Consider the following 16784-nt stretch of genomic DNA (forward strand, 5'->3'; position numbering starts at 1 on the left):
CTTGATGCCCGAGACGGTAACGCCTCGAAAGCTGGGGATTTTTGATAACGATCAACTGCTTCTGGTGTGGTTTTTGGGCGCCCGGCGGACACTACCACCAAAGTGTAAGGTCTTAAGAATCACTAACCAACTGAATATAAATACAAAAAAATCAAAACCTATCGGGGAAGGGGTAGCTGCAAGCCGGGTTTGGGTATTAAGGGGTAGGCGGCGAATTAACCAGTGCTGAAAACGTAATGGGCAAAAAAAAGCGCGGACGAAGCCGCGCAAAGGGATAACCAAAAAGGTCAATGCATTAGCGAGAGGATTTCCGGCCATAAACGGCCCAGGTAATAACCACACACACAATGTAAAAGACGAGGAACAGCTTCATCGCTCCGGCAGGCGAGCCGGTCAACGCCAGGGAAGTGCCGAAGGCTTTAGGGATAAAGAACCCCCCGATGGCGCCAATGGCCGAAATAAAGCCCAGCGCTGCGGCGGTATCCGTGGCGGCCTCGCGCAGGGCGACTTCATCGCTGCCACCGGCGGCTTTTACTCTGTCCATTGTCAGCTTACGGAAAATCACGGAAATCATCTGGAAGGTCGAGCCACTGCCCAGCCCCGCCGTCAGGAACAGCATCAGGAACACCCCGAAGAAGGCGATGAAGTTCCCGCCCTGTCCGTTCGTTGGCAGCGTGGTGAACAGCAGCGCGCTGAAAATGGCCATCAGCATGAAGTTATACAGCGAAACTCGGGTGCCGCCCCAGCGGTCGGAAATCGCCCCACCTGCAGAACGTGCCAGGGCGCCAAACAGCGGGCCAAAGAAGGCAAAATGCAGAATGTTGACGTCCGGGAACTGGGTTTTAGACAGCATCGCAAACCCGGCAGAAAAGCCGATGAACGAGCCAAATGTCGCCAGGTAGAGCAGCCCCAGAATCCAGAGATGGCCGCGCTTAAGCACCGGCAGCTGCTCACGCAGGGAGGCTTTCGACGCCGAGAGATCGTTCATTCCGAACCAGGCCGCTAAGGTGAATACCGCCAGAAACGGCACCCAGATCCATGCGGCATTTTCCAGGAACAGCATCGTGCCGTCGCCCTGTGCCACGCCTTTGCCGCCAAAAATGGCAAACATCGACAGGGAGATAGCCAGCGGGGCCACCAGCTGCATCACGCTCACGCCCATATTCCCCAGCCCGCCGTTAATCCCCAGCGCACCACCCTGCTTTGCCTTCGGGAAGAAGAAGCTGATGTTTGCCATGCTGGAGGCAAAGTTCGCCCCGGCAAAGCCGCACAGCAGAGAGATACAGATGAAGGTGTTAAACGAGGTGCTGGTATCCTGCACGGCAAAGCCCAGCCAGACGCATGGAATAATCAAGATCCCCGTGCTGAACGCCGTCCAGCGGCGGCCGCCAAAGACCGGCACCATGAACGAATACGGGACGCGCAGCAGCGCGCCGGAAACGGAAGGTAACGCCGTGAGCATAAACAGCTGATCGGTGGTGAAGGTAAAGCCGACCTTATTCAAATTCACCGCCACCGCGCTGAACAGCATCCAGACGCAGAAGGCCAGCAGCAGGCTTGGGACGGAAATCCACAGGTTGCGGCTGGCGATCCGATGACCTTTTTGCTGCCAGAACTGCGGATCTTCCGGCCGCCAGTCGGTAATCAGTGCGCCCGACGGCTTCTCGGGAACGGGAGACTGTGACATAAACACCTCATTTCGTGTGAGTAAATGCCGCAACCTTAGGGTTCCTGTGTCGAGATTAGTTGATGTAAATCAAGGGATAATCTATCTCTCCGGCGGGCAAAAAAGCCCCCTCATTCTTTGTGAGTAATCTTCTGGCAAAAAAATAACGTGATTTATCACACCCCTGCGGGACTTGCTGCTGACCGCTCCCATTGCCCTGCCACCTCTGGCAATTTGGGGGTAATCCTTTGGAGGTATGGGTATACTCCAGCTGTTGACTGAAAATAGCGCCACTCGTCACCTTTCCCACTCAGGAGCCCGTTTGCCAATGCTAAAACGCCTGTTTTCTCCCCTTTCGCTGGTCAATCAGCTCGCGCTGGTTGTCATGCTGCTGGCGATGTTAAGCGTGGTGGGAATGGCGATGGCCGGCTGGCTGGCCCAGGGGATTTCGGGCAATGCCCACGCGATCAACAAAACGGGCTCCATGCGCATGCAGAGCTACCGCCTGCTGGCAGCCATTCCGCTGACGGAGCAGGACAAGATGCTGCTGCGAGAAATGGAGCAAACCACATGGAGCGACGATCTCCGCCTTGCCGCCGAGCGCGACGGGCAGCAGGCCAGGCTTCAACAGCTACAAGATTACTGGCGCAGCACGCTTGAACCCGCGCTGATTGCCGCCCAAACGCCGCAGCAGGTAAAACCCGCCGTCGCCCATTTTGTCGCCAGCATTGATGAACTGGTCAGCTCCTTCGACCGCACCACCGAGATGCGTCTGCATCACGTGATTTTGCTGCAGCAGGGTATGGCGGTGTTACTCGGGCTGTTGATCGTCTTTACCCTGATTTGGTTACGCAAAAGATTACTCCGCCCGTGGCGTCAGCTACTGGCGATGGCCACCGCCATTGGTCAGCGAGACTTCACCCAACGGGTGAATTTTCGCGGCCGCGACGAAATGGCCACGCTTGGGAGCGCGCTAAACAGCATGTCCAGCGAACTGGCGCAAAGCTACGCCGTGCTCGAGCGGCGGGTCCGGGAGAAAACCGCCGGGCTTGAGCAAAAAAACCAGATGCTCACCTTCCTCTACGAGGCTAACCGCCGCCTGCACGCGCAGGCTCCGCTGTGCCAGCGTATTTCCCCTGTACTGAGCGAACTCCAGATTTTAACCCCGCTGCTGGGCATCGTGCTCCGGGTGTACGAGTACGAAGATGAAGAGAATTATCAGGAATACACGTTCCAGCCGGACGCGCACTGCGATGCCCGGGGCTGCCAGCTGTGCCCGGATGCCGGGGCAGCACTGCCGCAGGACACCACCACGCTGAAATGGCGCCTCACCGATAACCATCTTCATTACGGTCTGGTGCTGGCCCAGCTTCCGTTGGGCAAAACGCTGACCGAAGACCAGCTGCAGCTTATTGCCACGCTAATGGAGCAGCTCACCGCCACGCTCGCCATGGAGCGTCAGTATGAACACCAGCAGCAGTTAGTGGTGATGGAGGAGCGATCTGCCATTGCCAGGGAATTGCATGACTCCATCGCCCAGTCACTTTCCTGTATGAAGATGCAGGTCAGCTGCCTGCAAATGCAGGGCAAAACGCTGCCGGAGGAGAGCCGTACGCTGCTGGAGCAAATACGCGGCGAGTTGAACACCTCCTGGCGGCAGTTGAGAGAATTGCTGACCACCTTCCGCCTTAAGCTCACCGAGCCTGGTTTGCGCCCGGCGCTTGAGGCCAGTTGCCAGGAGTTCAGCGACAAACTTGGCTTCCCGGTGGTGCTGGACTACCAGCTCCCGCCGCGCTTAGTGCCTTCTCATCAGGCCATTCATTTGGTGCAGATTGCGCGTGAGGCGCTGAACAACAGCCTGAAACACGCGGAAGCCAGCGCCTGCGGTATCAGCGTTACCCGCCACGGAAATCAGGTACGCCTTGCGGTGTGGGACAACGGGCGCGGTATTTCCGGCAGCGGCGAGCGCAGCAACCATTACGGCCTTATTATCATGCGCGACCGCGCCCAAACCTTGCAGGGTGACTGCCAGGTTCGCCCCCGTCCCTGTGGCGGCACCGAAGTGGTCGTCAATTTTATCCCCGAAGCACCGCTTTCTTCCGTAATAAGGAGCGAAGAATGAGTCATCAGGAAGCAGCAACCATTTTGCTGATAGACGATCATCCCATGATGCGTACCGGCGTTAAGCAGCTGATCAGCATGGCGCCAGAGCTGGCCGTCGTCGGAGAGGCCGGCAGCGGCGAACAGGGCGTGCAGCTTGCCGAAGCGCTCGATCCAGACCTGATCCTGCTAGACCTGAACATGCCGGGCATGAACGGGCTGGAAACGCTCGACTGCCTGCGTGAAAAAGCACTGTCAGGACGCATTGTGGTGTTTACCGTTTCGAACCATGAAGAAGATGTGGTCACCGCCCTTAAGCGCGGTGCGGATGGCTATTTGCTGAAAGACATGGAGCCGGAAGATTTGCTCAAAGCCCTGCAGCAGGCCGCAGCGGGAGAAATGGTACTTAGCGAAGCGCTGACCCCGGTGCTGGCGGCCAGCCTGCGGGCCAACCGTGCAACCTCAGACCGTGACGTCAATCAGCTTACTCCGCGGGAACGCGATATCCTGAAGCTGATAGCCCAGGGGCTGCCGAACAAGATGATCGCCCGTCGCCTGGACATCACCGAAAGTACGGTGAAAGTGCACGTCAAACATCTGCTGAAGAAAATGAAGCTCAAGTCCCGAGTGGAAGCGGCCGTTTGGGTTCACCAGGATCGTATTTTTTAGCGCCGGTTACTCCTCCGGCAGCAAGGAGTAACGCGGGTCACTTTCGGGGGCAATCAGCAGCGGTGCGGCAGGCTGGAGCACAATCTCATTCGACGAGACGCGCTGCCCCTTTTCGTCTTCCACGGTGACCAACAGGTGATATTCATTTGCGGCACCTGCCTGCCACGCAGGCAAAATAATGCTCCAGCCGTCGGTGCTGAGCGGCCGTGCCGGCGGCGTCAGGCTGAGCACCTGGGTATCTCCCTGCCATACCAGCCGCCGGATGCCATGCGTCGCTTTCACCTGCAGCTTAAGCAAAACCGTTTCTCCCGGCTGCAGCTGCCACGGCGGCGTGGCCAGGAATACTGACAACGTTTTACGCTGACGGAACTGCATCACCGGGGCGGACTCGCGCTCAACGCTATCGTAGCGGCTGCCGCGCAGGGAGCTGGTCGCGGCCACTTCGTCCGCCGAGAGCTGCTTCTGCAGCGGCACCCCGAAACGATAATTCAGCTTGAGCCCCAGATTTTCCTGCGCGACGCCGCTTTCACCCTGCTTGTGCTGGGCCGTGAGCGTGATCAGCGGCACGGGCGTATAGTTAATGCCCATCGTCACCGCGACTGGGTTTCGGTATCCGCTATCGCTGTCGAAGAGCGTGACGTTGTCACCAAAGTATTGTTCGAAGCTAAGACTGGTCGCAATATGCCGATAAAACGGCAGCCAGGCCTGCGCCGTGACGTCATAGCCCCGGGCCAGGCGCTGCTCAAGCGTGTCGGTTTGCCCGCGCCAGCCGTTCAGCGGCTGGTAATAATTGGCCGAAAGCCGCAGGTATTCGCCCCAGGCTTCGGCGCCAAATCCCGCCCGCTGTAGCTGCGTAGTCAGCTGATTATCGTAGAACGAGTTGTAGCCCAGTAGCCAGCTTCCGGCGACCCAGCGCTGCCCCAGCCCGAGGTTACCGGTGGTGCCGTATTTTTGCTGGCTAAAGCCGAGCTGGCTCCAGGTCAGATAGCGGCTGTTGTCCTGCCAGGGCGTGAAAAGCGAACCATTGCTGCCCTTCCAGCTCCCGTGTTCATCCACCCGCAAATTGACGCTGGCTTTGCCCCAGGGCGAAAGCAAAGCCTGGGTTTCATCGGTCACTTTGTCGGCCAGTAAATCTCTCAGGCTGGTAAAAGCGAACAGTCGCGCCTGCTCGCCGGTATCCAGCCCGTTGTCCACCATGCTGTCTTCGCCAAACTTCTTCGCCATTGCGGCAATCCTGCGCGCGGCAGCATCGGTTTCAGGCGCGAGGCCCATGTTCGGCAGGTCATCAGCGGGAGAAGAGAAAGGGTTTTGGGCCGCGGGAACAACGTTGTTTGAGGTACTCATTGCCCCTCCCGGACGAGGGAGCAAACAACACAAGGTTAAAAGCGGAACGGCAAATCTACGCATTGATTAATGATAACACACTGGTTTTGCTCTTAACCCACCGGGGAGACATGCATGCACGACTCCAGGATTAATCCTGTTTTCCCGGGCACAAATCATACCCAGCGATAACTCAGGGCGATACACTGCTTCTCAGGCTCAACGTTATCATCAAGGAGAAACCCATGCAGAAGATAGTCATTATTGCCAACGGGGCGGCGTACGGCAGCGAATCGCTTTTTAACAGTTTGCGGCTGGCCATCGCCCTGCGCGACCAGGAGCCGCAGCCAGAAGTAAAACTGTTCCTGATGTCCGATGCGGTGACCGCTGGCCTGCGCGGCCAGAAGCCCGCCGAGGGATACAACATTCAGCAGATGCTCGAGATTCTCACCGCGCAAGGTGTGCCGGTGAAGCTCTGTAAAACCTGTACCGACGGGCGCGGGATCACCAGCCTGCCGCTCATTGAAGGCGTTGCCATCGGCACGCTCGTTGAACTTGCCGAATGGACGTTAGCGTCGGACAAAATCCTCACTTTCTAATTATTTCAGCGCGGGAATATTATTTGCTTATACCCTCTCCCGCGCCATCAAGTTACCTGCATTTGTTGCCGATATTTTGCTTAGGACAACACAGCAGCAGGATAATAATTATGGTTAAATCTCTTCGTACACGTCTTCTTTTAGTCACGGCAATTTGCCTGGTCTCAGCTCTATGTCTCAACACCTTCATTAATTACGCCGTCACCAGCCGCGATAACCAACGTGCCATCACCGACACACTAACCAGCACCAGCCTGAGCCATTCCGTCGCTATCGGCGACTGGGTCAGCGGTAAAATGGCGATCGTTAGCTCCCTGGAAAACACCGCGCTGAGCGAAGATCCCATCCCGGTCTTCACTCAACTGGCCAAAGCCGGCGGCTTCACCAATATCTACGTCGGTTATGCGAATAAAACCGCAAAATTTTCTGACCCAACGGGGGTACCGGCCGACTTCGACCCCACCGGGCGCCCGTGGTATCAACAGGTGGTGAAAGACGACGCTCCCGTCGTCACCGCTCCTTACGTGGATGCCGGTACCGGTAAGCTGGTCGTGACTTTTGCCGTGCCCATTAAGCAAAATGGCAGCCTTAAAGCCGTCGTAGCGGGGGATGTGGCGATGGACAGCGTGGTGGCGAACGTGCGCAGCATTCACCCAACGCCCGCCAGCAGCGGGCTGCTAATCAACAGCGATGGGACATTGATTGCCGCTCAGGATCCGACCCTGACGCTGAAAGCCTTTTCTGATGCCGTTAAACAGGCTGATTTACCTCAGCTACTCGGCGATACACATCGCGCCGTCGGCATAATCAGCGGGCAAAGTAAACAGCTGATGGCTACGCCGATTAGCGGCACGCATTGGTATCTGGTCGTGGCCCTCGACGAGCATGATGCCACCTCCGGTATGCGCGCTTTGCTGAAGGCTTCCGCCATCGCCCTGCTGGTGTTGGTGCTGATTTCTGGTGCAATTGTGCATCTGCTGATCGGTAAGGTGATGAGCCGCCTCGGGACAATTCGCGACGGGATGCGCGCCATCAGCAACGGCACAAATGATCTATCTCAGCGGTTGCCGGAAACGGGTCACGATGAAGTGACGGAAATCGCCCACGCCTTTAACGCCTTCAGCGACAAGTTGGGCGTAGTCATGACCCAGCTCAGGGATTCAAGCGCCTCGGTGAAAGTCGCCGCCAACGAAATTGCTGCAGGCAACCAGGAGCTTTCTGCCCGCACCGAGCGGGCCGCCTCCAGCCTGCGAGAAACAGCCAGCGCCGTAGAGCAGATCACCGCCTCTGTCGCAAATTCTACCGCTTCTGCCGCTCAGGCCAACGCTCAAGCCCACAGCGCCGGTGAAGCCGCTGAACGCGGGGGTGAAGTGGTCTCGAAGGTTATTACCACCATGCAGGCCATTGAGCTGGCCTCCGGCAAGATTGGCGATATTACCGGCGTCATTGACAGCATCGCTTTCCAGACCAACATCCTGGCGCTAAATGCCGCCGTTGAGGCTGCCCGCGCCGGTGAACAAGGCCGGGGATTTGCCGTGGTCGCTGGCGAAGTGCGCAACCTCGCCAGCCGCAGCGCACAGGCGGCGAAGGAGATCAAAAGCCTGATCGACTCCACCACCGCAAGCGTTGCAGATGGCTCGCTTTACGTGCGCCAGGCCGGTGAGGCGATGGACAAAATAGAACAAAGCGTCGGTAGCGTTTTGGTCATCATGCGCGAGATAACCCTCTCAACCGACGAACAGATGAAAGGGATTCAGGAGATTAATCACGCGGTGACCCATCTGGACAATATGGTACAGCAGAATGCTGAACTGGTAGTGGAATCCGCGGCGGCGGCGGGTGCATTGCAAAGTCAGGCTGGAGAGTTAGCGGAAACCGCGGGGCATTTCCGTATTTAATGATGCGCGGGCGGACGTTTGCCAACGAAACGCCCGCCAGCTGAAAGGTTTCAGGCACAATATGATTATTGTTTAATCGTTGCGGCATTTTTTGATCAATATCAGCATTTACCCCTCTCGGCTCTGGTGTGATGCCACGAGTGATTTGTGAACAACATCACGAACCAGGACAGCACCTTTGGGGGCCAGCAGGCCATGTTTGATGCGGAAGTGGAGTGAAAAATGCCAGTAGTAAAAGCCAGTCTAAAACTTTTTGGTGGCGATACCGTGGTGGTTCGCTGTTCGAATAACTGTCATATCCATTTGATGTGCGACTCAGACAGGCGCGGTAGCGCGGAGGCCGACGTGCTAAGCGTACAAAATCGCCAGTCGGCCTATATCGCCGTGCCCTATAGCGGGACCTGGAAGGTGCTGATCGACAGTCATACCCAGTCGCTGGAGCACTCCATCAGTTTTGTTCCGGCATAAAACACTGAGGCCACCTTTCGGTGGCCTTTTTCTAACTATGCAAAACCAGGCAGCAGCCCGCTGTTATCCTCATGCCCGCTCAGCCAGGCCCGCACCTGGTTTGCCAGTTCGGACATACAATCATCCTTCATCCCGTGCTTTTTCATTTCCTGCTCGAGCGAAAAAAGATACTGAGCATTGGTGCCCAGCGGCCCGCTGGCAGAAGCGATCAGCGGCGCGATGGTTTCTGCCCGGGTATCCGCCTCATAAAGCGGGTGACGCGGGTCCATAATGAACACCAGCGCGTTGACCATTCGCCCATCGTCCAACTCGAGTTTGCACCAGGTTGGCAAATAGCAGCCGGTAATCATCTCCCGCTTCCAGACCAGCGTCAGTTCGTCTTCCAGGCCAGCCTCCGGCAACCGGTAAGCCAGCCCGGTCGTTCTGCCGCCCTCTTTAAGCGCGAGCATACGTCCAGGGCGGCAGGCGGTTCCACGCCCCGCCGTCAACCGCAGGCAAAATGCACGATGCCAGCCCACCAGCATGCCGGGGGCTGACTCTTCAAATTCAAAAGCCGGGTTCCACATCAGTGAACCGTAACCAAAGAGCCATACCGGACTTTGGTCTGGGCGACAAGCGAGCGTGGCGGCAAGAGACGCCGAACGCTGCTCAGGGGACCACAGTAACGATTCCTCAATGGCACCAAAAGCCGTCTTACAATCCGCTTTCATTAAGAAATCACGCGTTAACACGATATACCTCCGCCACTGCTTGCTTCCGTGCGACTGCACACGCTGCGCCTTCCCGGCATTTATTGACAACTTTTGCCTACTAATAGAGCAATATATCAAGACCATAAGCAATTCACCGCGCGCTGGCAAGCATGATAGCGATCACAAAACAGATAAATTGTCATTTTTTCTTGCCAGACTGATGTGTGTTACCCTGTCGCCAATAAATTAGTCACACATAATGGAGGGTTAATTTTCATAATACTTCTTTTTGTAAACAATGCACTCGCCCGATACTCTATCGCTAACATACTGATTTCGCGCCCAGGTTGTGATTTTCATGCCAATACCCGGGACTAAAACCGTCAAAAACAGCGGTTATTTGACTGAATGCAATTCATATCAATATGTTTTATTTAAATTAAATAAAGAATACACGCCATTTCGGTGCACCAGACTTAAATTCAAATAAATGCCGTAAAAATAAGTAAATTTTTAACTAAAAGTAACGGTTTTTTGCTAGTTTATATGACTTCAAAAACCTGACTATAATGATCAAAACAGGTTATCGCCTGCAGAGATGGAGAAGTTGAATGACAAAAACACAACATGAGGCGGTAAAAACCCGCCACAAGGAGAGTTCTCTCATTTTCCCGGTACTGGCACTGGCGGTACTGGCGATGTGGGGGTCAAGCCAGTCCCTGCCGGTGGTTGTCGGCATCAATATTTTGGCGCTGGTCGCCATTCTGGGCAGTGCCTTTAGCGTTGTTCGCCACGCGGACGTGCTGGCGCACCGTCTGGGTGAACCCTACGGCTCACTGATTCTGAGCCTGTCGGTCGTTATTCTTGAAGTTAGTCTGATTTCCGCGCTGATGGCCACCGGCGATGCAGCCCCAACGCTGATGCGCGACACGCTCTATTCCATCATCATGATTGTGACCGGCGGCCTTGTGGGCTTCTCCCTGTTGATGGGCGGCCGCAAATTTGCCACGCAGTACATGAACCTGTTTGGTATTAAACAGTACCTGATCGCGCTCTTCCCGCTGGCGGTGATCGTGCTGGTGTTCCCGATGGCGCTTCCGGGCGGCAATTTCTCGCTGGGTCAGTCCCTGCTTGTAGCGCTGATCTCTGCCGCCATGTACGGCGTATTCCTGCTGATTCAGACGAAAACGCACCAGAGCCTGTTTGTTTACGAGCATGAAGATGAAGGCGACAGCGACGACCCGCACCACGGCAAGCCATCCGCGCACAGCTCCGCGTGGCACACGGCCTGGCTTATCGTCCACCTGATTGCAGTGATTGCCGTGACCAAGATGAACGCCAACCCGCTGGAGCATCTTCTGGACGCGATGGATGCCCCGGCCCAGTTCACCGGCTTCCTGGTCGCCTTGCTGATTCTGTCTCCGGAAGGGTTGGGCGCGTTAAAAGCGGTGCTGAGTAACCAGGTACAGCGCGCCATGAACCTGTTCTTCGGTTCCGTGCTCGCCACCATTTCTCTTACTGTACCGACGGTGACGCTGATTGCCTGGTTCACCGGCAACGACCTGGTTTTCGCCCTCGGCATGCCGCAGATGGTGGTGATGATGGCGGCGCTGGTCCTGTGCCAGATTTCGTTCTCCACCGGACGCACCAACGTGCTTAACGGCACCGCGCACCTGGCGCTGTTTGCCGCCTACCTGATGACAATCTTTGCCTAAGTAAACAGCAAGACCGCCTGTAAAGGCGGTCTTTAATATTTGCTCCCCCTCCCACGGGGAGAGAGCATCAGGCCACTACGGACTCATTTCGCTGTCTCCCTCAAGAGAGGGAGCCAAACATAAAAAAACCCGCCGAAGCGGGTTTTATTTTTTGCAGCAATTACTTGCTGGTGTCCAGCGGCTCGAAGTTCTTCACCAGATCGTCAATCGCTTTAATCTGGGTCAGGAAAGCTTCCAGCTTCGCCAGCGGCAGCGCAGATGGGCCATCGCAGCGGGCGTTATCCGGGTCCGGGTGCGCTTCAATAAACAGACCCGCCAGACCAGTAGCCATCCCGGCGCGAGCCAGTTCAGTCACCTGCGCACGACGACCGCTTGACGCCGCACCAAACGGGTCACGGCATTGCAGCGCGTGGGTGACATCGAAAATCACCGGCGCGCCGTTAGAGACCTGCTTCATCACGCTGAAGCCCAGCATGTCGACAACCAGGTTGTCGTAGCCGAATTGCGTGCCGCGATCGCACAGGATGATTTTGTCGTTGCCGCCTTCGGCGAATTTATCCACGATGTTGCCCATCTGACCAGGGCTGACAAACTGCGGCTTCTTCACGTTGATGACGGCGCCGGTTTTGGCCATCGCTTCAACCAGGTCGGTCTGGCGAGCCAGGAAAGCTGGCAGTTGAATCACATCAACCACGTCAGCCACAGGCTGTGCCTGGTGAGCTTCATGCACGTCGGTAATGATTTTCACGCCGAAGGTCTGCTTCAGCTCCTGGAAAATCTTCATGCCCTCTTCCAGGCCCGGGCCACGGTAGGAATGAATGGATGAACGGTTAGCTTTATCAAAAGAGGCTTTGAACACGTACGGGATACCCAGCTTTTGGGTCACGGTCACGTAGTGTTCGCAGATGCGCATCGCCAGGTCGCGGGACTCCAGCACGTTCATGCCGCCAAACAGCACAAACGGCAGGTCGTTTGCGACGTTGATATCGCCAATGTTAACCACTTTTTGTTTCATATGTTCGCCTTATCAGGTGTGAACTTAATGCAGGGTAATCTGCTTGTGCGCAATCGAATTGATTTGCGCCTTAATCATTTCGCTAATTGGATCTTCCGGGCACTGCTCAACAAAATAGCTCAAGTCGTTGAGCGCCACGTGCTCGCAGTCCAGCTGCGCATAAATCAGGCCGCGGTCGCGAATTTCGTACGGATCTTCCGGATTAAACTGCAGCAGTACTTCGCTGGCGCGCAGCGCCATCTCCATCTGCCGCTCCTCCATCAGCGCGGACTTGAGCGTATCCAGCAGCTTGCGGATCACCTCCGCGTTGTCGGACTCGTCAAGATCTTCGTCGAACAGCTCCGCCGTCGGGTTAATATTGCCCTTGATCCACACTTCCAGCGTGTGCTCATCCAGCGTATCGCCGTTAAACGGATTGATAAGCCACATTTCGCCGTCCATCCAGTCGGCACGCAGAATAAGCTGCGTCGGGAAAATCACCGGCATCAGCGGAATATCAAGCTGCTCGGCAAGCCACAGCAAAATTGCCCCAAGGGAAACCGCGCTCCCCTGACGACTTTTTAAAACGTTGTCCAGCCACAGGGCGTCGGACAGGCGATACACGCCGCCTGAGTCCTTAAAGCCCCATTCGCCGTAAAAGAGTTCCAGCAGTTTTTCCAGCTGCAGGTCGGGATGTGTCCCCAGGCAAATCTCTTCTTTTGCCAGCTTCACCAGTTCCCCGAGCTGTGCTTTCACTTCTGCGGTCGGGAAATCATCCCGAATCAGCTGCGAGACCAAAATCATGCCCTCGCAGAGCGGTGCCTGATTAAATTCGAAATCGGCTAACGACTTCATACTTACCCCAATATCGGTATTTTAGTGGTGGCGAGTTTTATGATGATGTAAAGCACCACCAGCCCCAGCAGAAAAGCAAACCAACGAACCTGCTGGCTGCGCGGACGTTTTCCCAGCGCGATAAAACCTAAAGCGATATAGATAATAACGCCAAACAGCTTTTCAGTCAGCCACGTTCCCTGCGGCGTAAAAGGATAGAAATGCGTAACCATAACCAGCGCAAAACCGCTGATCAATAACAGCGTATCATTAACGTGCGGTACGATGCGCACCCAGCGCTTGCCGGACATCACAGACCCGCGATATTGCCACCAGTAGCGTAAAACAAACAGGCTGATTGAAATAACGACGGTGAAAATATGCAGATATTTAAGTGAAAAATAAGTCGCCAAAATGTCTGTTCCTTAATAAGTCAAAGATAGCGTCCTGACGTCAGGCGATCGTTATCGCCATAATCTTTGTAGGTTGCAACCTCGGTGAAACCGGCATCCCGTAGCAAACGCTGCACGCTTTCGCCCTGCGTCCAGCCGTGCTCCAGCACCAGCCAGCCGCCGGGTTCAAGAAAACGGCGTGAATCGTTAACCAGGGTTTCTAAATCGGCCAGACCATGATTCTCCGCTACCAGCGCGCTTTTCGGTTCAAAGCGAACGTCACCTTCACTGAGGTGCGGATCGGCTTCGTCGATATACGGCGGATTACTGACAATCAGCGCAAAGCGCTGGGCATCAAGGGCGTTAAACCAGTGGCTTTGCAACACCCTGACGTTGGTTATGCCCAGGTTTTCTGCGTTCGTTTTCGCCAGCGCCACGGCTTCCGGCACCACGTCCAGCGCGGTGACGTCGCAGTCAGGACGTTCGCTGGCCAGCGCCAGAGCGATAGCGCCCGTCCCGGTGCCAAGATCTAACATTGCGCACGGGGTTTTCGGCAGCTTAGTTAACGCATGTTCGACGAGGCATTCGGTATCAGGACGAGGAATCAGCGTCACCGGAGAAACGCGCAGCGGCAGCGACCAGAACTCACGTTCGCCCACAAGGTGTGCAATCGGTTCACCGCGCTCCCGGCGAGCCAGAAGCCCATCAAGCTCGGCTTGCTGGGCTGGCGTCAGCGAGATTTCACCAAAAGCGAGAATAAACGTGCGGGATTTGCCGGTGACAAATCCCAATAAAATCTCCGCATCTCGCTTTGGGCTTTCGCTTTGCGCCAGGCGCTGAACGGCCTGGCGAAGCCATGACTGAAACTCCATTAATCCTGCTCGGACAGCGCCGCGAGCTGATCGGCCTGGAACTCCTGCACAATCGGCTCGATCAGGGCGTCGATTTTCCCTTCCATCACTTCATCCAGACGGTAAAGCGTCAGGTTGATGCGGTGATCGGTCACGCGCCCCTGCGGGAAGTTGTAGGTACGGTTGCGGTCAGAGCGGTCGCCGGAGCCGAGCAGGTTACGGCGAGTGGAAGCCTCTTCCTGCTGACGTTTGGCGACTTCGGCGGCGCGAATTCGCGCCCCCAGCACGGAAAGCGCTTTAGCTTTGTTTTTATGCTGGGAACGTTCGTCCTGGCACTCCACCACAATGCCGGTTGGCAAGTGAGTAATACGGATTGCGGAGTCGGTGGTGTTAACGTGCTGCCCGCCCGCCCCAGAGGAACGGAAGGTATCGATGCGCAGGTCCGCCGGGTTAATGTCCGGCAGTTCCGCCTCTGGAATTTCCGGCATCACCGCCACGGTACACGCGGAAGTATGAATACGCCCCTGGGATTCCGTGGCCGGAACACGCTGCACGCGGTGGCCGCCGGATTCAAATTTCAGGCGGCCATAGACACCCTCGCCGCTGATTTTTGCGATCACTTCTTTGAAGCCGCCGTGCTCGCCTTCGTTGGCGCTGATGATTTCAATCCGCCAGCGGCGGGCTTCGGCATAGCGGCTGTACATGCGGAACAGATCGCCGGCAAACAGCGCAGCTTCGTCCCCGCCGGTGCCGGCACGAACTTCGACAAACGCATTGCGCTCATCGTCGGGATCTTTTGGCAGCAGCAGAACCTGAAGCTGCTGCTCCAGCTCTTCGCTGCTGGCTTTGGCTTCGGCCAGCTCTTCCTGCGCCATTTCGCGCATTTCCGGATCGCCGAGCATACTTTCTGCGGTCTCAATGTCTTCCTGTACCTGACGCCATTGCAGGAAACAGCGCGATACATCGCTTAACTGGGCATACTCACGAGACAGGGCGCGGAAACGGTCCTGATCGGCAATGGTCGAGGCATCGCCTAGCAGGGCCTGAACTTCTTCATGGCGCTCCTGCAAGGCTTCCAGTTTGGCAACAATAGAAGGCTTCATGGGCGGTGGTTCACCTTGTAATAAGAGTTGTGTGTGCTAATCCAGCCCGAGGCTGTTACGCAGGATTTGCAGGCGTTCGTCGTCCCCGTCACGGGCAGCCTGCGTGAGCGATTTGGTTGGGGCATGAATCAGGCGATTGGTCAGTTTCCAGGCCAGATCCTGCAGTACGGATTCCGCGTCGCCGCCCTGTTGTAGGGCAGCCAGCGCTTTGGCAGCCAGGTCGTCTCTCACCTGCTCTGCCTGACTACGGTATTCACGAATGGTCTCGGAGGCGCTTTGCGCGCGCAGCCAGGCCATAAATTCACTGCATTCCTGCGCCACGATAGTTTCAGCCTCAACCGCCGCCGCTTTGCGCTGCGCAAGGTTGCTCTGAATAATGGCCTGCAGGTCGTCCACGCTGTAAAGGTAGGCGTTCGCCAGCTTACCGACTTCGGGTTCGACGTCACGCGGTACGGCGATGTCTACCAGCAGCATCGGCTGGTTACGACGGGCTTTAAGCGCGCGTTCCATCATCCCCTTGCCGATGATAGGCAGCGGGCTGGCGGTAGAACTGATGATGATATCGGCATCCGCCAGACGTTCGTCAATTTCACTCAGGCTAATCACTTCCGCGCCGACCTCATCGGCCAGCACCTGAGCGCGTTCTCGGGTACGGTTGGCGATAATCATCTTCTCAACTTTATGCTCGCGCAGATGGCGGGCAACCAGTTCGATAGTCTCCCCGGCACCGACCAGCAGGACCGTTACCGAGGAGAGCGATTCAAAGATTTGCCGTGCCAGGGTGCAGGCGGCAAACGCGACGGAAACGGCGCTGGCGCCAATGTCGGTTTCGGTGCGCACGCGCTTGGCAACGGAGAAGGACTTCTGGAACATGCGCTCCAGCTCGCTGGAAAGCGAATGGCCTTTTTGGGAGTCGGCAAAGGCTTTTTTTACCTGCCCGAGGATCTGCGGTTCGCCCAGCACCAGTGAATCCAGGCCACTGGCCACGCGCATCAGATGGCTGACGGCGTCGTTATCGTGGTGCCAGTAAAGGCTTTTACGCACTTCCTCTTCGTTGAGGTTGTGGTAATCACACAGCCAGCGCACCAGCCCTTCGTGCAGGTTTTCCTGTTGCTCAACGCTCAGATATAACTCGGTTCTGTTGCAGGTCGACAGCACCACTCCGCCCTGAACCATAGGCTGTTCCAGCAAACTGCCCAACGCCTGGTCGAGCGTGTCTGGCGAAAACGTTACACGTTCTCGCAGCGATACCGGCGCGGTTTTGTGGTTAATTCCTAACGCTAACAGGGTCATGGAGCGGTCTGAGTAATACCGATGTTGATAAGGATTTCTGGTCGCATCATACAGGATGAGCCGAATCAATAAAAGAGAGCTTCCCCTTGTGGAGTAAGTGGATGATTTATGATTTAAGACAACATGACCGTAGACGCCCTGCCGCCCGCCCGCTAGCATGAACGGTTGACCACAAAAATGAATTTAA

General features: G+C 56.3%; 15 protein-coding genes. 6 read left to right on the forward strand and 9 right to left on the reverse strand.

The genetic code is table 11. The features are described from left to right. Positions 1 to 295: 295 nt before the first annotated feature. Complete coding sequence (locus AAIE02_RS08505; RefSeq protein ID WP_166992007.1) at positions 296 to 1687, reverse strand: NarK family nitrate/nitrite MFS transporter; 1392 nt, start codon at positions 1685 to 1687, stop codon at positions 296 to 298. A 307-nt stretch (positions 1688 to 1994) separates the two neighbouring features. Between AAIE02_RS08505 and narX the strand changes: the two genes are divergently transcribed. Beyond that, positions 1995 to 3788: a nitrate/nitrite two-component system sensor histidine kinase NarX gene (narX, locus tag AAIE02_RS08510; protein WP_498532359.1), complete on the forward strand. Its 1794-nt coding sequence runs from the start codon at positions 1995 to 1997 to the stop codon at positions 3786 to 3788. After that, complete coding sequence (gene narL, locus AAIE02_RS08515; RefSeq protein ID WP_008454210.1) at positions 3785 to 4435, forward strand: two-component system response regulator NarL; 651 nt, start codon at positions 3785 to 3787, stop codon at positions 4433 to 4435. The genes narX and narL overlap by 4 nt, the downstream gene beginning before the upstream one ends. 6 nt (positions 4436 to 4441) lie before the next feature. On the opposite strand, the gene AAIE02_RS08520 is transcribed toward narL, so the two are convergent. Next, positions 4442 to 5842: a YchO/YchP family invasin gene (locus AAIE02_RS08520; protein WP_498532360.1), complete on the reverse strand. Its 1401-nt coding sequence runs from the start codon at positions 5840 to 5842 to the stop codon at positions 4442 to 4444. A 161-nt stretch (positions 5843 to 6003) separates the two neighbouring features. On the opposite strand from AAIE02_RS08520, the gene AAIE02_RS08525 reads away from it, so the two are divergent. From AAIE02_RS08525 to AAIE02_RS08535, 3 genes are all read left to right on the forward strand, one after another. Continuing rightward, complete coding sequence (locus AAIE02_RS08525) at positions 6004 to 6357, forward strand: DsrE/DsrF/TusD sulfur relay family protein (protein ID WP_008454206.1); 354 nt, start codon at positions 6004 to 6006, stop codon at positions 6355 to 6357. Between the two features lie 110 nt (positions 6358 to 6467). Next, positions 6468 to 8255 carry a methyl-accepting chemotaxis protein gene (locus AAIE02_RS08530; RefSeq protein WP_498532361.1) on the forward strand — a complete coding sequence of 596 codons (1788 nt, stop codon included), beginning with the start codon at positions 6468 to 6470 and terminating at the stop codon, positions 8253 to 8255. A 222-nt stretch (positions 8256 to 8477) separates the two neighbouring features. Next, positions 8478 to 8723 (forward strand): DUF1883 domain-containing protein, encoded by a 246-nt coding sequence (locus AAIE02_RS08535; RefSeq protein WP_008454200.1) that lies wholly within the window; start codon positions 8478 to 8480, stop codon positions 8721 to 8723. 35 nt (positions 8724 to 8758) lie between these two features. On the opposite strand, the gene AAIE02_RS08540 is transcribed toward AAIE02_RS08535, so the two are convergent. Beyond that, the gene (locus AAIE02_RS08540) at positions 8759 to 9454 is read right to left on the reverse strand and encodes a gamma-glutamylcyclotransferase (protein WP_166991989.1); all 696 of its coding nucleotides are present in this window, start codon (positions 9452 to 9454) and stop codon (positions 8759 to 8761) included. A 572-nt stretch (positions 9455 to 10026) separates the two neighbouring features. Between AAIE02_RS08540 and chaA the strand changes: the two genes are divergently transcribed. Next, positions 10027 to 11130 carry a sodium-potassium/proton antiporter ChaA gene (chaA, locus tag AAIE02_RS08545; RefSeq protein ID WP_166873271.1) on the forward strand — a complete coding sequence of 368 codons (1104 nt, stop codon included), beginning with the start codon at positions 10027 to 10029 and terminating at the stop codon, positions 11128 to 11130. 160 nt (positions 11131 to 11290) lie between these two features. Here the strand turns inward: chaA and kdsA are convergent, their stop codons facing one another. The 6 genes from kdsA to hemA are packed head-to-tail and all read right to left on the reverse strand — an operon-like array spanning position 11291 to position 16597. After that, entirely contained in the window at positions 11291 to 12145 is an 855-nt protein-coding gene (gene kdsA / locus AAIE02_RS08550; RefSeq protein ID WP_008454194.1) for a 3-deoxy-8-phosphooctulonate synthase, read from the reverse strand. 24 nt (positions 12146 to 12169) lie between these two features. After that, positions 12170 to 12979, reverse strand: coding sequence for an invasion regulator SirB1 (gene sirB1 / locus AAIE02_RS08555; protein WP_008454192.1), 810 nt, complete (start codon positions 12977 to 12979; stop codon positions 12170 to 12172). A 2-nt stretch (positions 12980 to 12981) separates the two neighbouring features. Next, positions 12982 to 13371 (reverse strand): SirB2 family protein, encoded by a 390-nt coding sequence (locus AAIE02_RS08560; protein WP_008454190.1) that lies wholly within the window; start codon positions 13369 to 13371, stop codon positions 12982 to 12984. A gap of 20 nt (positions 13372 to 13391) precedes the next feature. After that, on the reverse strand, positions 13392 to 14222 hold the full coding sequence (gene prmC, locus AAIE02_RS08565; protein ID WP_336982336.1) for a peptide chain release factor N(5)-glutamine methyltransferase: 831 nt from the start codon (positions 14220 to 14222) through the stop codon (positions 13392 to 13394). Beyond that, positions 14222 to 15304 carry a peptide chain release factor 1 gene (gene prfA, locus AAIE02_RS08570; RefSeq protein ID WP_008454187.1) on the reverse strand — a complete coding sequence of 361 codons (1083 nt, stop codon included), beginning with the start codon at positions 15302 to 15304 and terminating at the stop codon, positions 14222 to 14224. The genes prmC and prfA overlap by 1 nt, the downstream gene beginning before the upstream one ends. A gap of 36 nt (positions 15305 to 15340) precedes the next feature. Beyond that, positions 15341 to 16597 (reverse strand): glutamyl-tRNA reductase, encoded by a 1257-nt coding sequence (gene hemA / locus AAIE02_RS08575; RefSeq protein WP_008454185.1) that lies wholly within the window; start codon positions 16595 to 16597, stop codon positions 15341 to 15343. Positions 16598 to 16784 lie beyond the last annotated feature (187 nt).

This window comes from Cedecea sp. Ae19-4, assembly GCF_059801165.1.